Here is a 14,617-nt window from a genome sequence, read left to right as displayed (position 1 = left end):
GAGCTCAAGTAGCTCCGCCACCACACGCTTAGCCCAGCCTGGCCGCCCAGTACTGGCGCTGCTGCGAAGTTGCGGAGAGAACCCGCGGCGCTAACACCGCCTCAGGCCAGATCTGCACCAGATAGTCTTCAACAGCTGTCGAAGAGACCAAGTCGGGAGCCGCATCGCGGCCCACAGCGGACACTCGGATTCTGTAGTCTCCGGATTCGTCCTCCCCCATTTCTCCCAAGGCCGTCAGTTCCTCCATGGGTCCGCCGGCGGCCACCCGCCCTGCAGGAAGATTGGCTGAGACTTCATGAACGTCCTCCCACCCTTCCAGAACAGACTCGGGACGGGCACCTAGGACGTCTACAGTCATGGTGACCGGCCCCGAATTGATGCCGGTGTGGAACAGTGTGGTCCGGAAAGGCTGCTGGGCTCCATCTGCCCGGCTGGCTTGCAACGCCGCCACGGGGTCAGCAGGCGGGACCGGCTCCACTACCTGCTCGGCGGCTCGTAGCCCGTAAACACCTGAGATAATCATCGCTGCCTTATGAGACGTGTGCTTCCCTCCAGACGCTGGGAAGCGGCTCCGCGAGGCTCGTGGTGCCAAGCCACAACCCCACCCTCTATGACCCGGCACAGCGGACCTTTCACTGCAGTGGGGGACTTGACTTGCAATCCTCAGATCCTCTCTTAACACTGGACTGATCGGCAACGGACCGAAAAATAGTCAAGATTACTGGGGGATACCTTGAAAAAATCCGCGTTCGGAACCGCAATTCTTCTTGCTGCTGGTTTGACCATGGCATCTGTTCCGGCAGCAACAGCTGCTCAGTCGCCGGCACCCAAAGTGGCCGTTTCAGACGTGAACCAGTCCCTGGAACAGGCTCGTGAGTTCCTTACCCTTTACAAGGTAACGGCGGAAACTCAGGAGAGACTGGTCGCCAAATACCAGCGTGGTGAGACCTGGGACTCATTGAATGGGGCCACGCCGGTGGATACCCAAACCGTCGAGAAGACGGGCAAGACAGAAACTGTTTCCCGGTTCGCTGACGGCTCCGTTAACGTCACGTCAATTCAAAAGCCAGCGGCCGCGCCTCAAGAGGGCGAAATAACAACCCGTGGTATCAGCGAGTGCGGGTACTACCGTGTCGGAGCGACCGAGAACTACGACAATTGCTTGGTCGACTTCTGGGCGGGCCTGGTCTACATGGGCTTCCGCGCCGACTACTCTGCTGTCGATAACAATGTCGACTACATTCGAAGCATCTACTCCCCCGATTACATCATCGGCGGAGCATCGAGCGCAGAACAGACGGAGTTCGCGGTAACTCGAGAGTATGAAACACCCGGGGCCCCCGCGACGGCTCGCTTGACCGTCCTCGCCTATCCTGCCGGTACGCCCTTCGCGTTCAACTTCTGGGTTCAGCTGAATGTTGGCTTCGGCGGAGCCTACATGACCTACTCGTCCTAATTATCCAAGGAGGATCACCATGGGTGGAATCGCCGCCTGGCACCTCATCATTGCCGCAGTAGTCATACTCGTTCTCATCGTCGTGGGAGTGCTGATCTACATAGCCAAACGCGGCATCCCGAAGGGCATCGCACGCCGTGCTGCCCGCGGTAACGCAAAACGAACCCACTGACGGTCCCTATACGCAGGAGTCAAAGGCGACGGAGAGATCCTCCGTCGCCTTTGACTCCGCAGACCGGCCGTCTGCTTCAGCTCGAATGACAGCTACGTATTCAAGCGAAATGCTGTTAGCGAATCCAATTGGTGGTGGAACCAGACAGGCATAGTTTTGAATTGGAAGCCCCGCCGGTCCCCCATCGGCGGGGCTTTCCTGCGTTGTGGCTAGAATCAAACACACAAGAGCCTGAGGGGGCAGCGCCATTAAGAAGCCAAAGTTCGCATTCCTAGTCACGACGCTCGCAGTTAGTTCGTTTCTCGCGGGTTGTTCCGGCGAGGCACCCGGTTTCAAGGCGCTCGAGCGTCAATCCACAGCGAGCGACAGCCTTCCCGACGGTGTGAATTTCGGGCCCGACACAAACCTGAGCAAAGTACTTTTGGTCGCCGAGGCCAACGGTAAGAAATTCTTCCTCGGACAGGATGAGGAAGGGCTTACCTCATGCCTCGCTGTCTATCCCGTTGAAAACCCCGCCGGCTGGCACGCCAGTTGCGCAGGAAAGGGTTCAGGACGTGGAGAGATCCTGAAGGCGTCAGGGCCTGACCAGAAAACATCCATTCTCGTCCCAGACGGCTACGACACCAAAGACCTGGAAGCTTCCGGCTTCACCAAGGTACACGCCAACATTCTGGTCTCGAATAGTTAAGGCACGTCGGCTCGGCGCGAGTTGTTTAGAAAGCTTGGCCCGCCATGCACCTGGTTCAGCACATAGACGACGCGGTCGACCGCTACTGGACCGTGGACGTGAAGATCATCGGCATCTGGGAGGACGGACCGGCCGCCTGCGTAGTGCACCGCCGCTCCATGGACCCAACCACGATCCTGGGCCACCGGTTCGAGTTCACGCCCACCTCAGCGGACGGCACCATCGAAGGCTACGCGCGGGACATAGCGATCAATCTTGCCGAACCCCTAGGCACACTTGCGGCCACCACCCGACAGGACGAGCACGGCATCGTCTGGGTCGTCATCCCCGCGGACCGGCCAACACCGGAGCCGCCTGCCGAGGTCTTGGAGAAGCTCGGCGATCGGTAGGACATTAGTTCACTTCACCACAGCAGTTTGAGGCTGACGACATCAACTGTCGGCCTTGAACGCTGCCAAGGAAGCAGGGGTCATCTTCGGCCCGCTCATGGCCCTGATCTTCATCCCGTTCTACGCAATCAGCCTCATCCTGTCCGACCCAACAGCGGACCGAGGCCGTCCGCAGAGCCATCTACTGGGCCGAGCACGCCACCGGTCAGTAGTAGTCAGGCGCAGACCTCACACGCAGCGGTCGTCGAGTTCGGCGTTCCAGATGGCGTCCTCGTTCTCCTGGATGTGCAGCCGGATGTCCCACGCCTTCGAGTGGCTTCTCCGGTCCGGCGCAGCCACCTCCTTGGGGCCTGCCTGAGCGATGGTGTTCTCCCAGTCCACGAGCTCCGATGTCAGTTTCAGGTCTGTCGTCATGCGGACCATCTTGTCCAGCGCCAGTGTGTAGTAGACGCCATCGGATGGCTGGTCGAACGGGTACAGGCCTTGGTCCTTGTAGAGCTTCCGGATGACGGCCATCTGCTTCTTGTTCGGATAGAACGCCTTGTAGACGGACATACCGTTGAACTTCTCGTACTGGACGCTGATGAACGCCGCCGTGTACTCACGCACCGCTGCCGGCGCTTCCAGCAGTGTCGGGGCGACCAGGACACTGAGTCGCGGGTTGGTGATCTCAAACGTCGGGTAGGCCAATGTCCCATGCTCATCGAGGCCTACGCTCAGGGATGCCTCCGCCGGATGAGAGCTGTACCGCTGCAGGCTTTGCTCAAATTCGGTCCGGGCGTCATCCCAAGGGGTGGGCTTGGCAAAGCGCTTGTACCCGGTCATCGGGAACGTCGCATCATAGGGCGGGTATTCGACGCCGGACGGGTGGAGCTGCTTCCATTCAACCGGCTCCTGGCAGACCCGTTGGGTCAGATCCTCGTAGCCTGCTCTGGCTTCTGCCAAGGTGTATCCGAGCCGTTCCCGGGAATCCCCAAGCAATTCGATCATCACTGCGCGGCCGGTCGGGACGTAGAAGTCATCCTCGAACGGCTCCAGTCCAAGCTGACGGCAGTACTCGACGAGCATCTCGTGGGTGAACCGGTCCGTCGTTTTCGGTTCCTCGTACTTGGACGTGTCCTCGAAATCGTAGGGCTCGCCATTCTGGTTGAATTTCCACGGCTCAAAGTTGCTGAGGCTCAGGAACCGCTTCAGCCCTTCCTTGTCGTGGACTGTGAAGGTCCGTGAACCCCAACGGCCTCGGCCTGGTTCATCGTCGAACCGTTTGATGTTCCGGGGTTCGTCCTCGACCTCGACAGTAGTGATTCCGCGGGCGTCCGGGAAATGCATGTGAAGGGCGGCATGAAGGTTGGACCCTCCGCGGGAGTTGTCCACGATGGCAGTCCATTCCGGGTTGCTCGTCTCCAGAAGAAGCCACCGATAGCTCCAGTCGAGGGGTAGGAGTTTCTCGAAAAGTTCGGGAAGCGTGCCGTTCAGTTCAGTGACACCAACCCCTGTCCCGCCTTCCGTCGGACGGCCTTGAGCCCACACCCGCCACTCGTGAGCGCTGTCGTCCAAGGGCAGGTTGATGAAACCCATCCGGGTGGTGATCGGCGCCCATTCATTGCCCAGCAATAGCTTCGCTGACAACTTTTGGGCAGGTGTTTGACGCGGTGGCACTATGAGTTCCCTTCCTGAACGGGCGATTGATCGCCCCGACAGCATGCATGCTGCCACATCAAGCCCTTCAACTTTGACATGCGTAGTTTCAGCCTGCGCTTTGCTCTTACGTCAAATAACAATGGCCGGGATTTTATGACCATTGTTTTTAGACAGCCGCTCCTCGACGTTGTCAGCCGGATTTGAGGCGGTTGGCTGGCGGCAGGCTGTGATTGGCGGCAAGTATGCGCAGCGCGTCCATCGCCGGTGTCCGGTCGACCGGGTCCAGCAGCTGCCACGATCGGTGCCCCGGATCGGCCAGCTCTTTGTGCAGGGAAAGAACCCGTGACCTATCGCTGCCCTTCATCTGGGCCGCCGTGGCCAGCGGTGTTCTGATGGTCGCGCAGAGGACGACGGCATCATCGAGGTGCCGATCCCTGTCGCGGGAGTCCTCGCGGTAGGCCGCGCCTTTCAAGACCAACGCCCCGAGGGCATTCGGGATGCTGATGAGTACCGGTTCGTCGTCGTCGCCGCACCGGTCTCGATGTGCAGCACAATGTCGACATCCGCCGTTGGCCTGGAGACGGCAAGACCGGCGGCCGCAGCGTGCAGTTGCACCATGAGCCCACCGACCAACGTCCATTGGGTGGACGGCAGGGCACGGGCCAGTTCCACGCACTGTGGCCATGGTGTTCCCCAGCCGCCAGGAGGCACAGGCACGTCCCAGGTCTCGCGGTCATCTTCCGCTTCGGCGACTGCGTCCAGTTCAGGTTCAGACATGGAGCAGTTCGTTGATGACGCGTTGTCCGGCGCTGCGTTCGCGGGTTGCCAGTGAGTCCATGAGGTCCACGGCGATCGCTGCCACCGGCGCCCGGCCGTCGGCAAAGGGTTCATCCAAATCGACTTCATGAATGATGGCGTTGCCGTCTGGATCTTCAACCAGGCCGAACGCGTCCGCGAGGGCGGATACGTCGCCGATCATGACATAGCCCTCTGCAGTCCCGCTCCCGCCGGCCATCCCGAAGGTCCCTGCAATGGACTCCTCGCGCATGGCCGAGGCGCCACTCGGGATCAGGTGGTCGCTAAGTGCGGCCAGCCCGTCCGAAGTCGCCCTATAGCGATGGGTTATGTCCTTGTTCCGGGCAAGAACACGAACGGCGTCGGCGTCCAGCTCACGCAGTCGCCTCTTCAACCGGGACTTCTCCGAAGCGCTGATCCAGGTGGGGTTCTGGCCAGAGAGCAGCGCCAATGCAGCCCAAGCAATCCTGGCCGTCCAGGCGCGGCCGCGACGGGTACCGGCCAGGGCCAGGCGCTCCACCGACTGACGATCGATGAGCAGCATACGGCCAGCCCTGCCACTGGCCGTCAACTGGCCAGAGCCGAGCAGGCCATGAACGGACGCGCGGGTGATACCGAGCCTCTCCCCCACCTCCGCGACGGTCATCCCGTTCATGTTATGCATACACTAAACCATACCTAGGTAAGGATATGTGTCAATACTAGGAGCCACTGCAGTGTGCGTCCTGCCAATCCTGCGGGCCCGATACTGAGTGCGAAGATTGAGGCCAGATGAAAGGGCTGTGATGGGGAAGAGCAGGCCAAAGGCATGGGGCATTGTTGTGCGCCTCGATACGGGCGAGACGCTCTATTACTAGCTGCACCCCAGCCGGCCAGGAGACCGCTGACAGCTTCAAGTCTGGTCTCTCGCGTCTGTCGTCGCACGTTCAAAGTGGGGTTGGCAGCGCGGTTGTGGCTTTGCCCTTGGTCGAACCGAACTTGCTGTACGTCCGAGTGGCCCCGTCCCAGCCGCGGAACCTGCAACTGGCCCGCCACTTCCCTGTCGTCTCGTCCTTCGCGGCGCTGATCGTTCCCCAAGTGCCAATCGGCAGGCTGGACCTTCCCATCAGGAGGTCCCGTTCAAAGGCTCAGAATCAGTCCGGTACTTGGCCGTCCTTCGCACACTGCCTCTGCAACTCTGATGCTTCGACGCGTCGGAAGTACAGCCGGCACAGGTGTTGTTCCTGGTATCCGCCGGAATGGGTTGACACCTGCCGACGGTCCTATTTGTATCCCTGAGCGTCCCTACGTTGTCTCGGTCCGTCGTCGCCCTCAGGGCCTTCTTCTCTGACTGCATGGTTCCCTCTATGCAGCTGGGGAGCCCGCTGGTGTCGTCTGCCTTCTTGAAAGCGTGTAGTAAACGTGTAGTGCCCTGCATTTCAGACACGAAAAACCCCTCCATCCCGGGCAAAATCGCCGGAATGGAGGGGTTCGTGGAGCCCCCTGTCGGATTCGAACCGACGACCCCCGCTTTACAAGAGCGGTGCTCTGGCCAACTGAGCTAAGGAGGCACGCTCCGGCTACCCGGAACCATGCGCGAAAGAGCGCTAGATAAGGTTAGCCCAGACCATCCCCGTCAACGAAATTTGCCTGAGCAACAACGGCCGGCCACCTCAACGAGAAGGTGACCGGCCTCCGTCGTGATGTCAGATAAAGGCTTAGCCCTTTGCCGTGATGGCGGTCTGGATCTCGGCGTTCAGGTCAGTGGAACCGTCCCACTGCTTGCCGTCGACGAAGATGGTCGGCGTGCCGGTGATGCCGATTGCGGCTGCTTCTTGCGTGGCAACCTTCACCCAAGGACGGAACTGCTTGCTGTCCACGCACGAGTCGATATTGGCGGCGCCAACCTCAGTGGCCATGGCCTTCAGGTCCTTGTCGGAGATGCCTGCGCTGCCTTCGGCCGGCTGGCGTTCGAAGAGCAGGTTGAAGAAGTCCGCGTACTTCTCCGGGGAGGTGTTCGCTACGCATGCTGCGGCGTTGGCTGCGCGGGATGAGTAGTTGGTGGTGGACTGCAGGTCCAGGAACCCGAGGGGGCGGTACTCAAGGGAAATCTTGCCTTCGTTGCGGAGGTTGGTCAGGGACTCTCCGTAGGTGGTCTCGAACCGCTTGCAGACGGGGCAGATGAAGTCGATGTAGGCGATCACCTTGACGGGCTTCCCGGCCTCAGCTTCGCCGCCGGGCACGGTCACCGTGGCGGGCTTGGTGGCGGGAGCGGAGGGAACATCTGCGACGTTGACGCTGCCGGGCTCCGACTTCACCACTTCGCTGCCAGCCAGCAGCGTGACGCCGCCGTGGACGTTGCCGTTGGCCGGCGTCGGGCCCTGGTCTGCAACCGGAGCGTTGTTCTGGATGTTGCCGATAACCACTGCGGCGATTATGGCAATGATGACGACGATGGCAACCACGATGCCCCAGCCGACCAGAAGCTTGTTGCGCTTCTCCTTCTTCAACTGTTCTTCGCGGATTGCTCGCGCTTTTTCCCGTGCCTGGGCGGTGCGTTCAGCCTTTGACAGGCGGGATTCGTTTGCGGGGCTCATCAGTTCCTCGGGTTACTCGACGTCGTAGTGAATAGCTAGGGCAACGGGGACAGTTTACGGGAGCCAACTTGGAGCTCTACCGCGCACCCGTCCGCCCGGTAGTTGAACGATCAACCGCCGGGGAAGATTCCGCTAGTAGGCTGGGAGTTGAGTCACAGCAACCCCAGGGAGCATTGATGCAGGATTTGGCAAGCGAGAAACTCACAACCGAAGAGGGCGTACGGGCTTCTCCCGTCAAGAAGCCCACAGCAACCAAGTTCGATTTCATGGTGGTCTCCAACAGGTTGCCCGTCGATCGGATCAGCGACGACGGAGATGAGAAGGACGGCTGGCGCCGCTCGCCCGGCGGCCTGGTGACGGCGCTCGCGCCGATGATGACCAAGTCCGACGGCGCGTGGGTAGGTTGGCATGGCGCTCCGGATGAGACCGTGCGCCCGTTCAGCCATGAGGGCATGGACCTGATCCCCGTACAGTTGAGCAGCGATGACGTTGAACTCTTCTACGAGGGCTTCTCCAACGCGACCATCTGGCCGCTCTATCACGACGTCATCGCACCGCCGGAGTTCCACAGGACCTGGTGGGATTCGTACCGCAAGGTCAACAGGAAGTTCGCCGACGCCGTAGCCCGGCACGCAGCACAGGACGCCACTGTGTGGGTGCAGGACTACCAACTCCAACTGGTTCCGCGCCTGTTGCGGGAATCCCGGCCGGACCTCAAGATCGGCTTCTTCAACCACATTCCCTTCCCGCCGCCGGAGATCTTTGCCCAGCTGCCGTGGCGCCGCGAAATCATCGACGGCCTGCTTGGCGCTGACCTGCTGGGCTTTCAACGCCCCAGCGACGCCGGCAACTTCATGCGCTCCGCCCGCCGCTTCCTGGGCGCCAGCGTGAAGCAGCAGCAGGTTCATGTGAAGGGCCCGGACGGGGAGGTGACCCACATCGCCAGGGCGCAGGCGTTCCCCATCTCCATCGACGTGGACCAGATCCGCGAGCTCGCCGCCAGGCCGGACATCATTGAGCGGGCCCGGCAGATCCGCACGGACCTGGGCAACCCCAAGACCATCCTCTTGGGCGTGGACCGACTCGACTACACCAAGGGCATCCGGCACAGGCTCAAGGCTTTTGAGGAACTCCTGGCGGACGGACATATCAAGGTAGAGGATGCTACCCTCATCCAGGTGGCCAGCCCCAGCAGGGAGCGCGTGGAGCAGTACAGGCTTCTGCGCGAGGAAATCGAGGGCACCGTAGGCCACATCAACGGCACGTACGACACCATCCAGAACACGGCCGTGCGCTACCTGCACCACAGCTACCCGGTGGAAGAGATGGTGGCCCTGTATCTGGCTGCGGACGTCATGTTGGTGACGGCCTTGCGCGACGGCATGAACCTGGTGGCTAAGGAATACGTCACGGCCCGTTCCGAGGACGACGGCGCGCTGGTCCTCAGTGAGTTCGCCGGCGCAGCCGATCAGCTCAAGCAGGCCCTGCTGATCAACCCGCACGACATCGACGGCCTCAAGTCCACCATCCTGCGCGCCATCAATCTCTCCCCGAAGGAAGCACGCCGCCGCATGAAACTGATGCGCAAGCAGATCCTGGACCACGACGTCGATCATTGGTCGGCCGAGTTCCTGGCCGCCTTGGAGGAGAAGGTGGTTCGTGATGACAGCTGAGAACCTGTCGCTGTCACCGGAACTTTTGGACGCCGTCCGTCGTATTTCCGGCACGGAGCACCTGCTGGTGGCGCTGGACTTCGACGGAACCCTCTCGCCGATCGTCGACCGGGCCGAGGACGCGCGTCCCCTTCCGCGGTCGGCTGCTGCGCTTGCGAGCCTCGCCGAACTGCCACGCACGACGACGGCGCTCATCTCCGGCAGGGCCCTGGACAGTCTGCGGCTGGTCGCCTCTCCCCCGGCCAAAACGCTGCTGATAGGCAGCCACGGCGCCGAGGTGTGGCTGGGCGAAGGATCCCTGGGCCTGGAACTGGATGAGGACCAGCGGAAGAAACTGGCTGCCGTCCGTGAGGTGCTTGCCGAAATCGTGAACATCGCCCCCGGTACCGTCCTCGAAGACAAGCCTGCCGGAGTTGTCCTCCATACCCGGATGGCCGACGACGACGTGGCGGAGGACGCCGTCGAAGCCGCGACGCGGGTCCTGGGCGACTATCCAGGGGTGTACCTGAAGACGGGGAAGCGGGTGTTGGAAACCTCCGTGGTCCACGCTTCCAAGGGCGAAGCCGTGGAGTTCCTCCGCCAGGCGACAGGTGCCACGGCCATCCTGTTTGCCGGGGACGACGTCACGGATGAAGACGCCCTGGGCAGGCTCATGGGTGATGACGTCGGCATCAAGGTTGGCTTGGATTACACCCAAGCACAGTACCGGGTGGAGGCTCCCGTCCACGTGGCGGAGTTGCTGGAAGCGCTTTTGCGCGAGCGCCGACGGGTCACCGCGGAGGCCTGATATGTGAGCAGTTGCATATGTGATGTTCGTAACATTTAGGTAGTTAGTCAAAAAGTCTGACATACTCTTGGTTGTGATGTGACGCACAGTACCGTGCGGCGTTACACGATCCTCCCCGGCCTCAGGCCGGGGAGTTCAACTGAAGAAAATGAACCATTCACAACGGATCGTCCGGCACGTACCTGCCGGTGAAGGGATTGATAACTGTGGCTACAGTTACTTTTGATAACGCTACGCGTCTGTACCCGGGCACAGATAAGCCCGCCGTCGATAAGCTCAACATCGACATCGCCGATGGCGAATTCCTGGTCCTCGTTGGACCCTCCGGTTGCGGTAAGTCCACCTCCCTGCGCATGCTCGCAGGTCTTGAGGATGTGAACGCCGGCCGCATTCTGATCGGTGACCGCGACGTCACGGATGTTCCCCCGAAGGACCGCGACATCGCAATGGTCTTCCAGAACTACGCCCTGTACCCGCACATGACCGTTGCGGACAACATGGGCTTCGCACTGAAGATCGCCGGCGTTTCCAAGGAAGAGCGGGCAGAGCGTGTTCGCGAAGCCGCCAAGCTTCTTGACCTTGAGCAGTACCTGGACCGCAAGCCGAAGGCTCTCTCCGGTGGTCAGCGTCAGCGTGTTGCCATGGGACGCGCAATCGTCCGTAACCCGCAGGTCTTCCTCATGGATGAGCCGCTTTCCAACCTTGACGCCAAGCTCCGCGTCCAGACCCGTACGCAGATCGCATCCCTGACCCGCCGCCTCGGCGTCACCACGGTTTACGTGACGCACGACCAGGTCGAGGCCATGACCATGGGTGACCGCGTTGCAGTCCTGAAGGACGGCCTGCTCCAGCAGGTTGACACCCCGCGCAACCTGTACGACCGCCCGAAGAACGTTTTCGTTGCGGGCTTCATCGGCTCCCCGGCCATGAACCTGCTGGAACTGCCGGTCGTCGACGGCGGCGTCCAGTTCGGCGGAACGGTTTACCCCGTGCCGCGCGACGTTCTCCAGGAAGCCCACGGCCAGACCGTTACCGTTGGTTCCCGTCCGGAAGACCTCGAGACCGTCGGCAACGGCGAAGGCCTCCAGGTTGAGGTTGACGTGGTTGAAGAACTCGGTGCCGACGCTTACGTCTACGGCCACACCATCCTTGATGGCAAGAGCCACGACATCGTCGCACGCGTCGACGGCCGCCGCCCTCCGATGAAGGGCGAGTCCATCTTCGTTCGTCCGCAGTCCGGCCACGTGCACCTGTTCGACACCAAGACGGGCCTGCGCCTGGGCGACTAATCGCGTCTGTACGTTCCGCATTGTGATGGCGGCCCGACCCCTTCCGGTCGGGCCGTTATCACGTTAACCTTCTTCCCGGAAAGAACGGCATGAACACCACAGATCACCTGATTCCCCGGCCCTCCCACGTCGCACCCCAGGACGGCCCGGCTTTCACCCTCTCCCCCGGCGCCAGGATCGCGGCCGGCCATGCCGCCGCGCAGCCCGCTGAACAGTTGGCCGCGCTGCTCCGCACCGCCACCGGCTTTGCACTGCCGCTGGTTGAAGAACACCGCTCAGGAGATATCGCCCTGGAGTTGGTGGATTCGTTCGACGGCGGTCGAGAGGCTTACACACTGACCGTCGCCGAGGATGGCGTCCGGCTTACCGCCTCCACCCCTGCCGGCCTGTTCAACGGACTGCAAACGCTCAGGCAGCTATTCCCCGCAGCGATCGAAGAAACCGAGGCCGCCCAAAACCGCGACGCCGGCATCTGGGTGGTTCCCGCCGTCGAGATCCTGGACGCTCCGCGCTTTGCCTACCGCGGCCTCATGCTCGATGTTGCCCGCAACTTCCTCACGGTGGAGGAGGTCAAGGAGCAGATCGACGTCATGACGCAGTTCAAGTTCAATGCCCTTCACCTGCATCTGACCGACGACCAAGGCTGGCGGATCGAAATCCGCCAACCGGAAGAGAACCCGTCGGGCTTGGACTACAGCAAGCTGACCGACGTGGGCGGCCAGGGAGCGGTGGAAGTCGCCACGGCAGTTCCGCCCCGCGGCAAGTCCGGTTTCTACACCCAGCAGGATTTCAAGGAACTCCAGGCGTATGCCGCTGTCAGGAACGTCGTGGTCATTCCGGAGATCGATCTTCCCGGACACGTCAACGCCGCCCTCGCGGCCATTCCGCAGCTCAACCCGGACGGCGTCGCCAAGGACATGAGCACCACTGCCGACGTCGGCTGGTCAACACTGGACGCCTCACTCCCGGCCACCTACGAGTTCGTAGCCGAGGTCCTGGGCCAGCTTGCCGCGATAACCGTTGGCCCCTACCTGCATATCGGTGGCGACGAAGCACTGGTAACGGGGCACCGGAACTACCTCGACATGATGCAGGAATTTGCCCGCTTGGCTTCGCTGACCGGAAAGACCGTGGTGGGCTGGAACGAGTTCGCCGAGGCAGAGCTTCCGAACGGGGCCGTGATCCAGTACTGGTTCGGAGATCTGGAAGCGATTGTCCAGCAGGCTGATACCAGCACACTCACAGTGATCATGTCGCCGGCAGCCAACACCTATCTGGACCAGAAGTACTCCCCGGAGAGTCCTGTGGGCCTTGAATGGGTCAAGGGCGGCCCCTTCACCTGGGCCGAGTACTACAACTGGGACCCGGCCCAAGGCGGCCTGACGGACAAGCAGATCCTGGGTGTCGAAGGCCCCCTCTGGACCGAGACCGTCCGCAACAACCAACAAGCACAGTGGTTGCTCTACCCACGGGCCATCTCACTGGCGGAAGTCGCCTGGACCGGCCAGGAGTTGCGCAACGCCGGTGACTTCCGACGTCGGCTGGGCGCCTTTGGTGAGCGCCTCACCAAGCAGGGCGTCGTCTTCCAGGAGGCCCCCGACGTCGAATGGTCAGCCCCGCCGCTGAACCCCTTCACGGACGCGGGTGCGTCAGCTTCCCCTGAGTACGGAACAATTGAGGCATGAGCGAGCAAAACGAAGCCCAGTGGCACGACGAACCCACCGACTACGGGCAGATCGGCAAGCTCCCGCGGACCGAGGCTGCCAGCGCGCAGGATGCCGCCCCTCCGGCAAGCGTCATCGGTTCGCTGAACATCACGGCGGCAACGGCAGATCCGGAGTTGCTGGATCTGCCCTGGCACATTGCGTTGGAGGATTGGCCGGCTGAGAACCTTGCCGCCCTTCCCCGCGGTATTTCCCGGCACATTGTCCGGTTCGCCCACTTGGGCGGTTCGGTGATCGCCATCAAGGAAACGTCGGAGCACGTGGCACGGCACGAGTACCACATGCTGCGCAAACTGGCGCGGCTGGATGTGCCCTGCGTGGAGCCCGTAGCCGTCATTACTGGACGCACCACGGCGGACGGCAGGCCGCTCAATCCGGTACTGGTGACCCGGCACCTGAAGTTCTCCATGCCTTACCGCGCCTTGTTTTCGCAGATGCTCCGCAAGGACACCCTGACACGCCTTATTGATGCGCAGGCCCTCCTGCTGGTCCGCCTGCACCTGATCGGCTTCTACTGGGGCGACGTCTCGCTGTCCAACACGCTGTTCCGCCGTGACGCAGGTGCCTTTGCCGCCTATTTGGTGGACGCCGAAACGGGCGAGCTCTACCCGGACCTTTCCATGGGCCAGCGCGAATACGACCTTGAGATCGCCAGGGTGAACATCGCCGGTGAGCTCATGGACCTGCTGGACGGCGGCCTCATTGAGGAGAAGGTGGATCCTGTAGCCACCAGTGAGCTGATCATGGGCAGCTACCGCCGGTTGTGGACTGAACTGACCGAGAAGGAATCCTTCGAACTGGGCGAGCGCTGGCGCGTGGGTGCACGCATCCGGCGCCTCAACGAGCTCGGCTTCGACGTTGAAGAATACGCCATCAAGACGACGGCGGACGGCTCCACCATCCAGCTCCAACCCAAGGTGGTGGACGCCGGGCACCACCAGCGGCGGCTGCTACGCCTGACCGGTTTGGACGCCCAGGAGAACCAGGCCCGCAGGCTCCTGAACGACATGGACCAGTTCCGGGCCGACAACAACCCGGACCTGGACGAGGAAATCAGCGCGCACATCTGGGTCAGCCAGATCTTCGAGCCCATTGTCCGCTCCATCCCGCGCCATCTGGCGGGAAAGCTGGAGCCGGCAGAGGTCGTTCACGAGGTCCTGGAACACCGCTGGTACATGAGCCAGAAACAAGACAGGTACGTGCCGTTGGCTGAAACCGTGCAGTCCTACCTGGACACTGTGCTGCAGCACCGCCGTGACGAGGCCGCCATCATGTTGAACCCGGACACGGAACTGCTCAAGATCCTTGAGGTCGAGGTGGAGGAGTCAGGCCGGTACGACGACGAGGACGAGTACCCGGACGCCGACGACTAATGGAGTTTTTGTACAGTTAACGCCCCTAAGACGGCTCCTAAAGGGCGTTACCTG

15 protein-coding genes and 1 tRNA gene are annotated in these 14,617 nt (G+C 61.8%); 9 read left to right on the top strand and 7 right to left on the bottom strand.

Features of this window, described 5'->3' with window-relative positions; genetic code table 11:
- Positions 1-28 precede the first annotated feature (28 nt).
- Entirely contained in the window at positions 29-523 is a 495-nt protein-coding gene (locus PV760_RS19225) for a hypothetical protein (protein ID WP_354628465.1), read from the bottom strand.
- Between the two features lie 210 nt (positions 524-733).
- Here PV760_RS19225 and PV760_RS19220 point away from each other — a divergent pair, with 210 nt between their 5' ends.
- From PV760_RS19220 to PV760_RS19205, 4 genes are all read left to right on the top strand, one after another.
- Positions 734-1,456 carry a hypothetical protein gene (locus PV760_RS19220; RefSeq protein ID WP_144027694.1) on the top strand — a complete coding sequence of 241 codons (723 nt, stop codon included), beginning with the start codon at positions 734-736 and terminating at the stop codon, positions 1,454-1,456.
- Between the two features lie 19 nt (positions 1,457-1,475).
- The gene (locus PV760_RS19215) at positions 1,476-1,628 is read left to right on the top strand and encodes a hypothetical protein (protein WP_018779902.1); all 153 of its coding nucleotides are present in this window, start codon (positions 1,476-1,478) and stop codon (positions 1,626-1,628) included.
- A gap of 382 nt (positions 1,629-2,010) precedes the next feature.
- Positions 2,011-2,316: a hypothetical protein gene (locus PV760_RS19210; protein WP_275778201.1), complete on the top strand. Its 306-nt coding sequence runs from the start codon at positions 2,011-2,013 to the stop codon at positions 2,314-2,316.
- A 44-nt stretch (positions 2,317-2,360) separates the two neighbouring features.
- Complete coding sequence (locus PV760_RS19205; protein ID WP_079582573.1) at positions 2,361-2,705, top strand: hypothetical protein; 345 nt, start codon at positions 2,361-2,363, stop codon at positions 2,703-2,705.
- 228 nt (positions 2,706-2,933) lie between these two features.
- On the opposite strand, the gene PV760_RS19200 is transcribed toward PV760_RS19205, so the two are convergent.
- The 6 genes from PV760_RS19200 to PV760_RS19175 all read right to left on the bottom strand — a co-directional run bounded on the left by PV760_RS19200 (position 2,934) and on the right by PV760_RS19175 (position 7,717).
- Complete coding sequence (locus PV760_RS19200; RefSeq protein ID WP_156369792.1) at positions 2,934-4,364, bottom strand: hypothetical protein; 1,431 nt, start codon at positions 4,362-4,364, stop codon at positions 2,934-2,936.
- Positions 4,365-4,536: 172 nt separating this feature from the next.
- Positions 4,537-4,818, bottom strand: coding sequence for a hypothetical protein (locus PV760_RS19195; protein WP_055974205.1), 282 nt, complete (start codon positions 4,816-4,818; stop codon positions 4,537-4,539).
- Positions 4,815-5,123: a hypothetical protein gene (locus tag PV760_RS19190; protein ID WP_064723544.1), complete on the bottom strand. Its 309-nt coding sequence runs from the start codon at positions 5,121-5,123 to the stop codon at positions 4,815-4,817. The genes PV760_RS19195 and PV760_RS19190 overlap by 4 nt, the downstream gene beginning before the upstream one ends.
- Positions 5,116-5,787 carry a helix-turn-helix domain-containing protein gene (locus tag PV760_RS19185; protein WP_354628464.1) on the bottom strand — a complete coding sequence of 224 codons (672 nt, stop codon included), beginning with the start codon at positions 5,785-5,787 and terminating at the stop codon, positions 5,116-5,118. Before PV760_RS19185 ends, PV760_RS19190 begins: the two co-directional genes overlap by 8 nt.
- 827 nt (positions 5,788-6,614) lie before the next feature.
- Positions 6,615-6,691 (bottom strand) — tRNA-Thr (locus tag PV760_RS19180).
- A 147-nt stretch (positions 6,692-6,838) separates the two neighbouring features.
- On the bottom strand, positions 6,839-7,717 hold the full coding sequence (locus PV760_RS19175; RefSeq protein WP_018779880.1) for a DsbA family protein: 879 nt from the start codon (positions 7,715-7,717) through the stop codon (positions 6,839-6,841).
- Between the two features lie 176 nt (positions 7,718-7,893).
- Between PV760_RS19175 and PV760_RS19170 the strand changes: the two genes are divergently transcribed.
- From PV760_RS19170 to PV760_RS19150, 5 genes are all read left to right on the top strand, one after another.
- On the top strand, positions 7,894-9,390 hold the full coding sequence (locus tag PV760_RS19170; protein ID WP_064723542.1) for an alpha,alpha-trehalose-phosphate synthase (UDP-forming): 1,497 nt from the start codon (positions 7,894-7,896) through the stop codon (positions 9,388-9,390).
- Complete coding sequence (gene otsB, locus PV760_RS19165; protein ID WP_354628463.1) at positions 9,380-10,177, top strand: trehalose-phosphatase; 798 nt, start codon at positions 9,380-9,382, stop codon at positions 10,175-10,177. The genes PV760_RS19170 and otsB overlap by 11 nt, the downstream gene beginning before the upstream one ends.
- A gap of 206 nt (positions 10,178-10,383) precedes the next feature.
- Positions 10,384-11,466 carry an ABC transporter ATP-binding protein gene (locus PV760_RS19160; RefSeq protein WP_018779877.1) on the top strand — a complete coding sequence of 361 codons (1,083 nt, stop codon included), beginning with the start codon at positions 10,384-10,386 and terminating at the stop codon, positions 11,464-11,466.
- An 89-nt stretch (positions 11,467-11,555) separates the two neighbouring features.
- Complete coding sequence (locus tag PV760_RS19155; RefSeq protein ID WP_354628462.1) at positions 11,556-13,151, top strand: beta-N-acetylhexosaminidase; 1,596 nt, start codon at positions 11,556-11,558, stop codon at positions 13,149-13,151.
- Positions 13,148-14,563: a DUF4032 domain-containing protein gene (locus PV760_RS19150; protein WP_018779875.1), complete on the top strand. Its 1,416-nt coding sequence runs from the start codon at positions 13,148-13,150 to the stop codon at positions 14,561-14,563. The genes PV760_RS19155 and PV760_RS19150 overlap by 4 nt, the downstream gene beginning before the upstream one ends.
- Positions 14,564-14,617 lie beyond the last annotated feature (54 nt).

This window comes from Paenarthrobacter sp. CC6 (assembly GCF_040560085.1).
Classification (GTDB): domain Bacteria; phylum Actinomycetota; class Actinomycetes; order Actinomycetales; family Micrococcaceae; genus Arthrobacter; species Arthrobacter nicotinovorans.
Note: the sequence above shows the minus strand (reverse complement) of the source record. Positions and strands in the feature narration are given on the sequence as shown.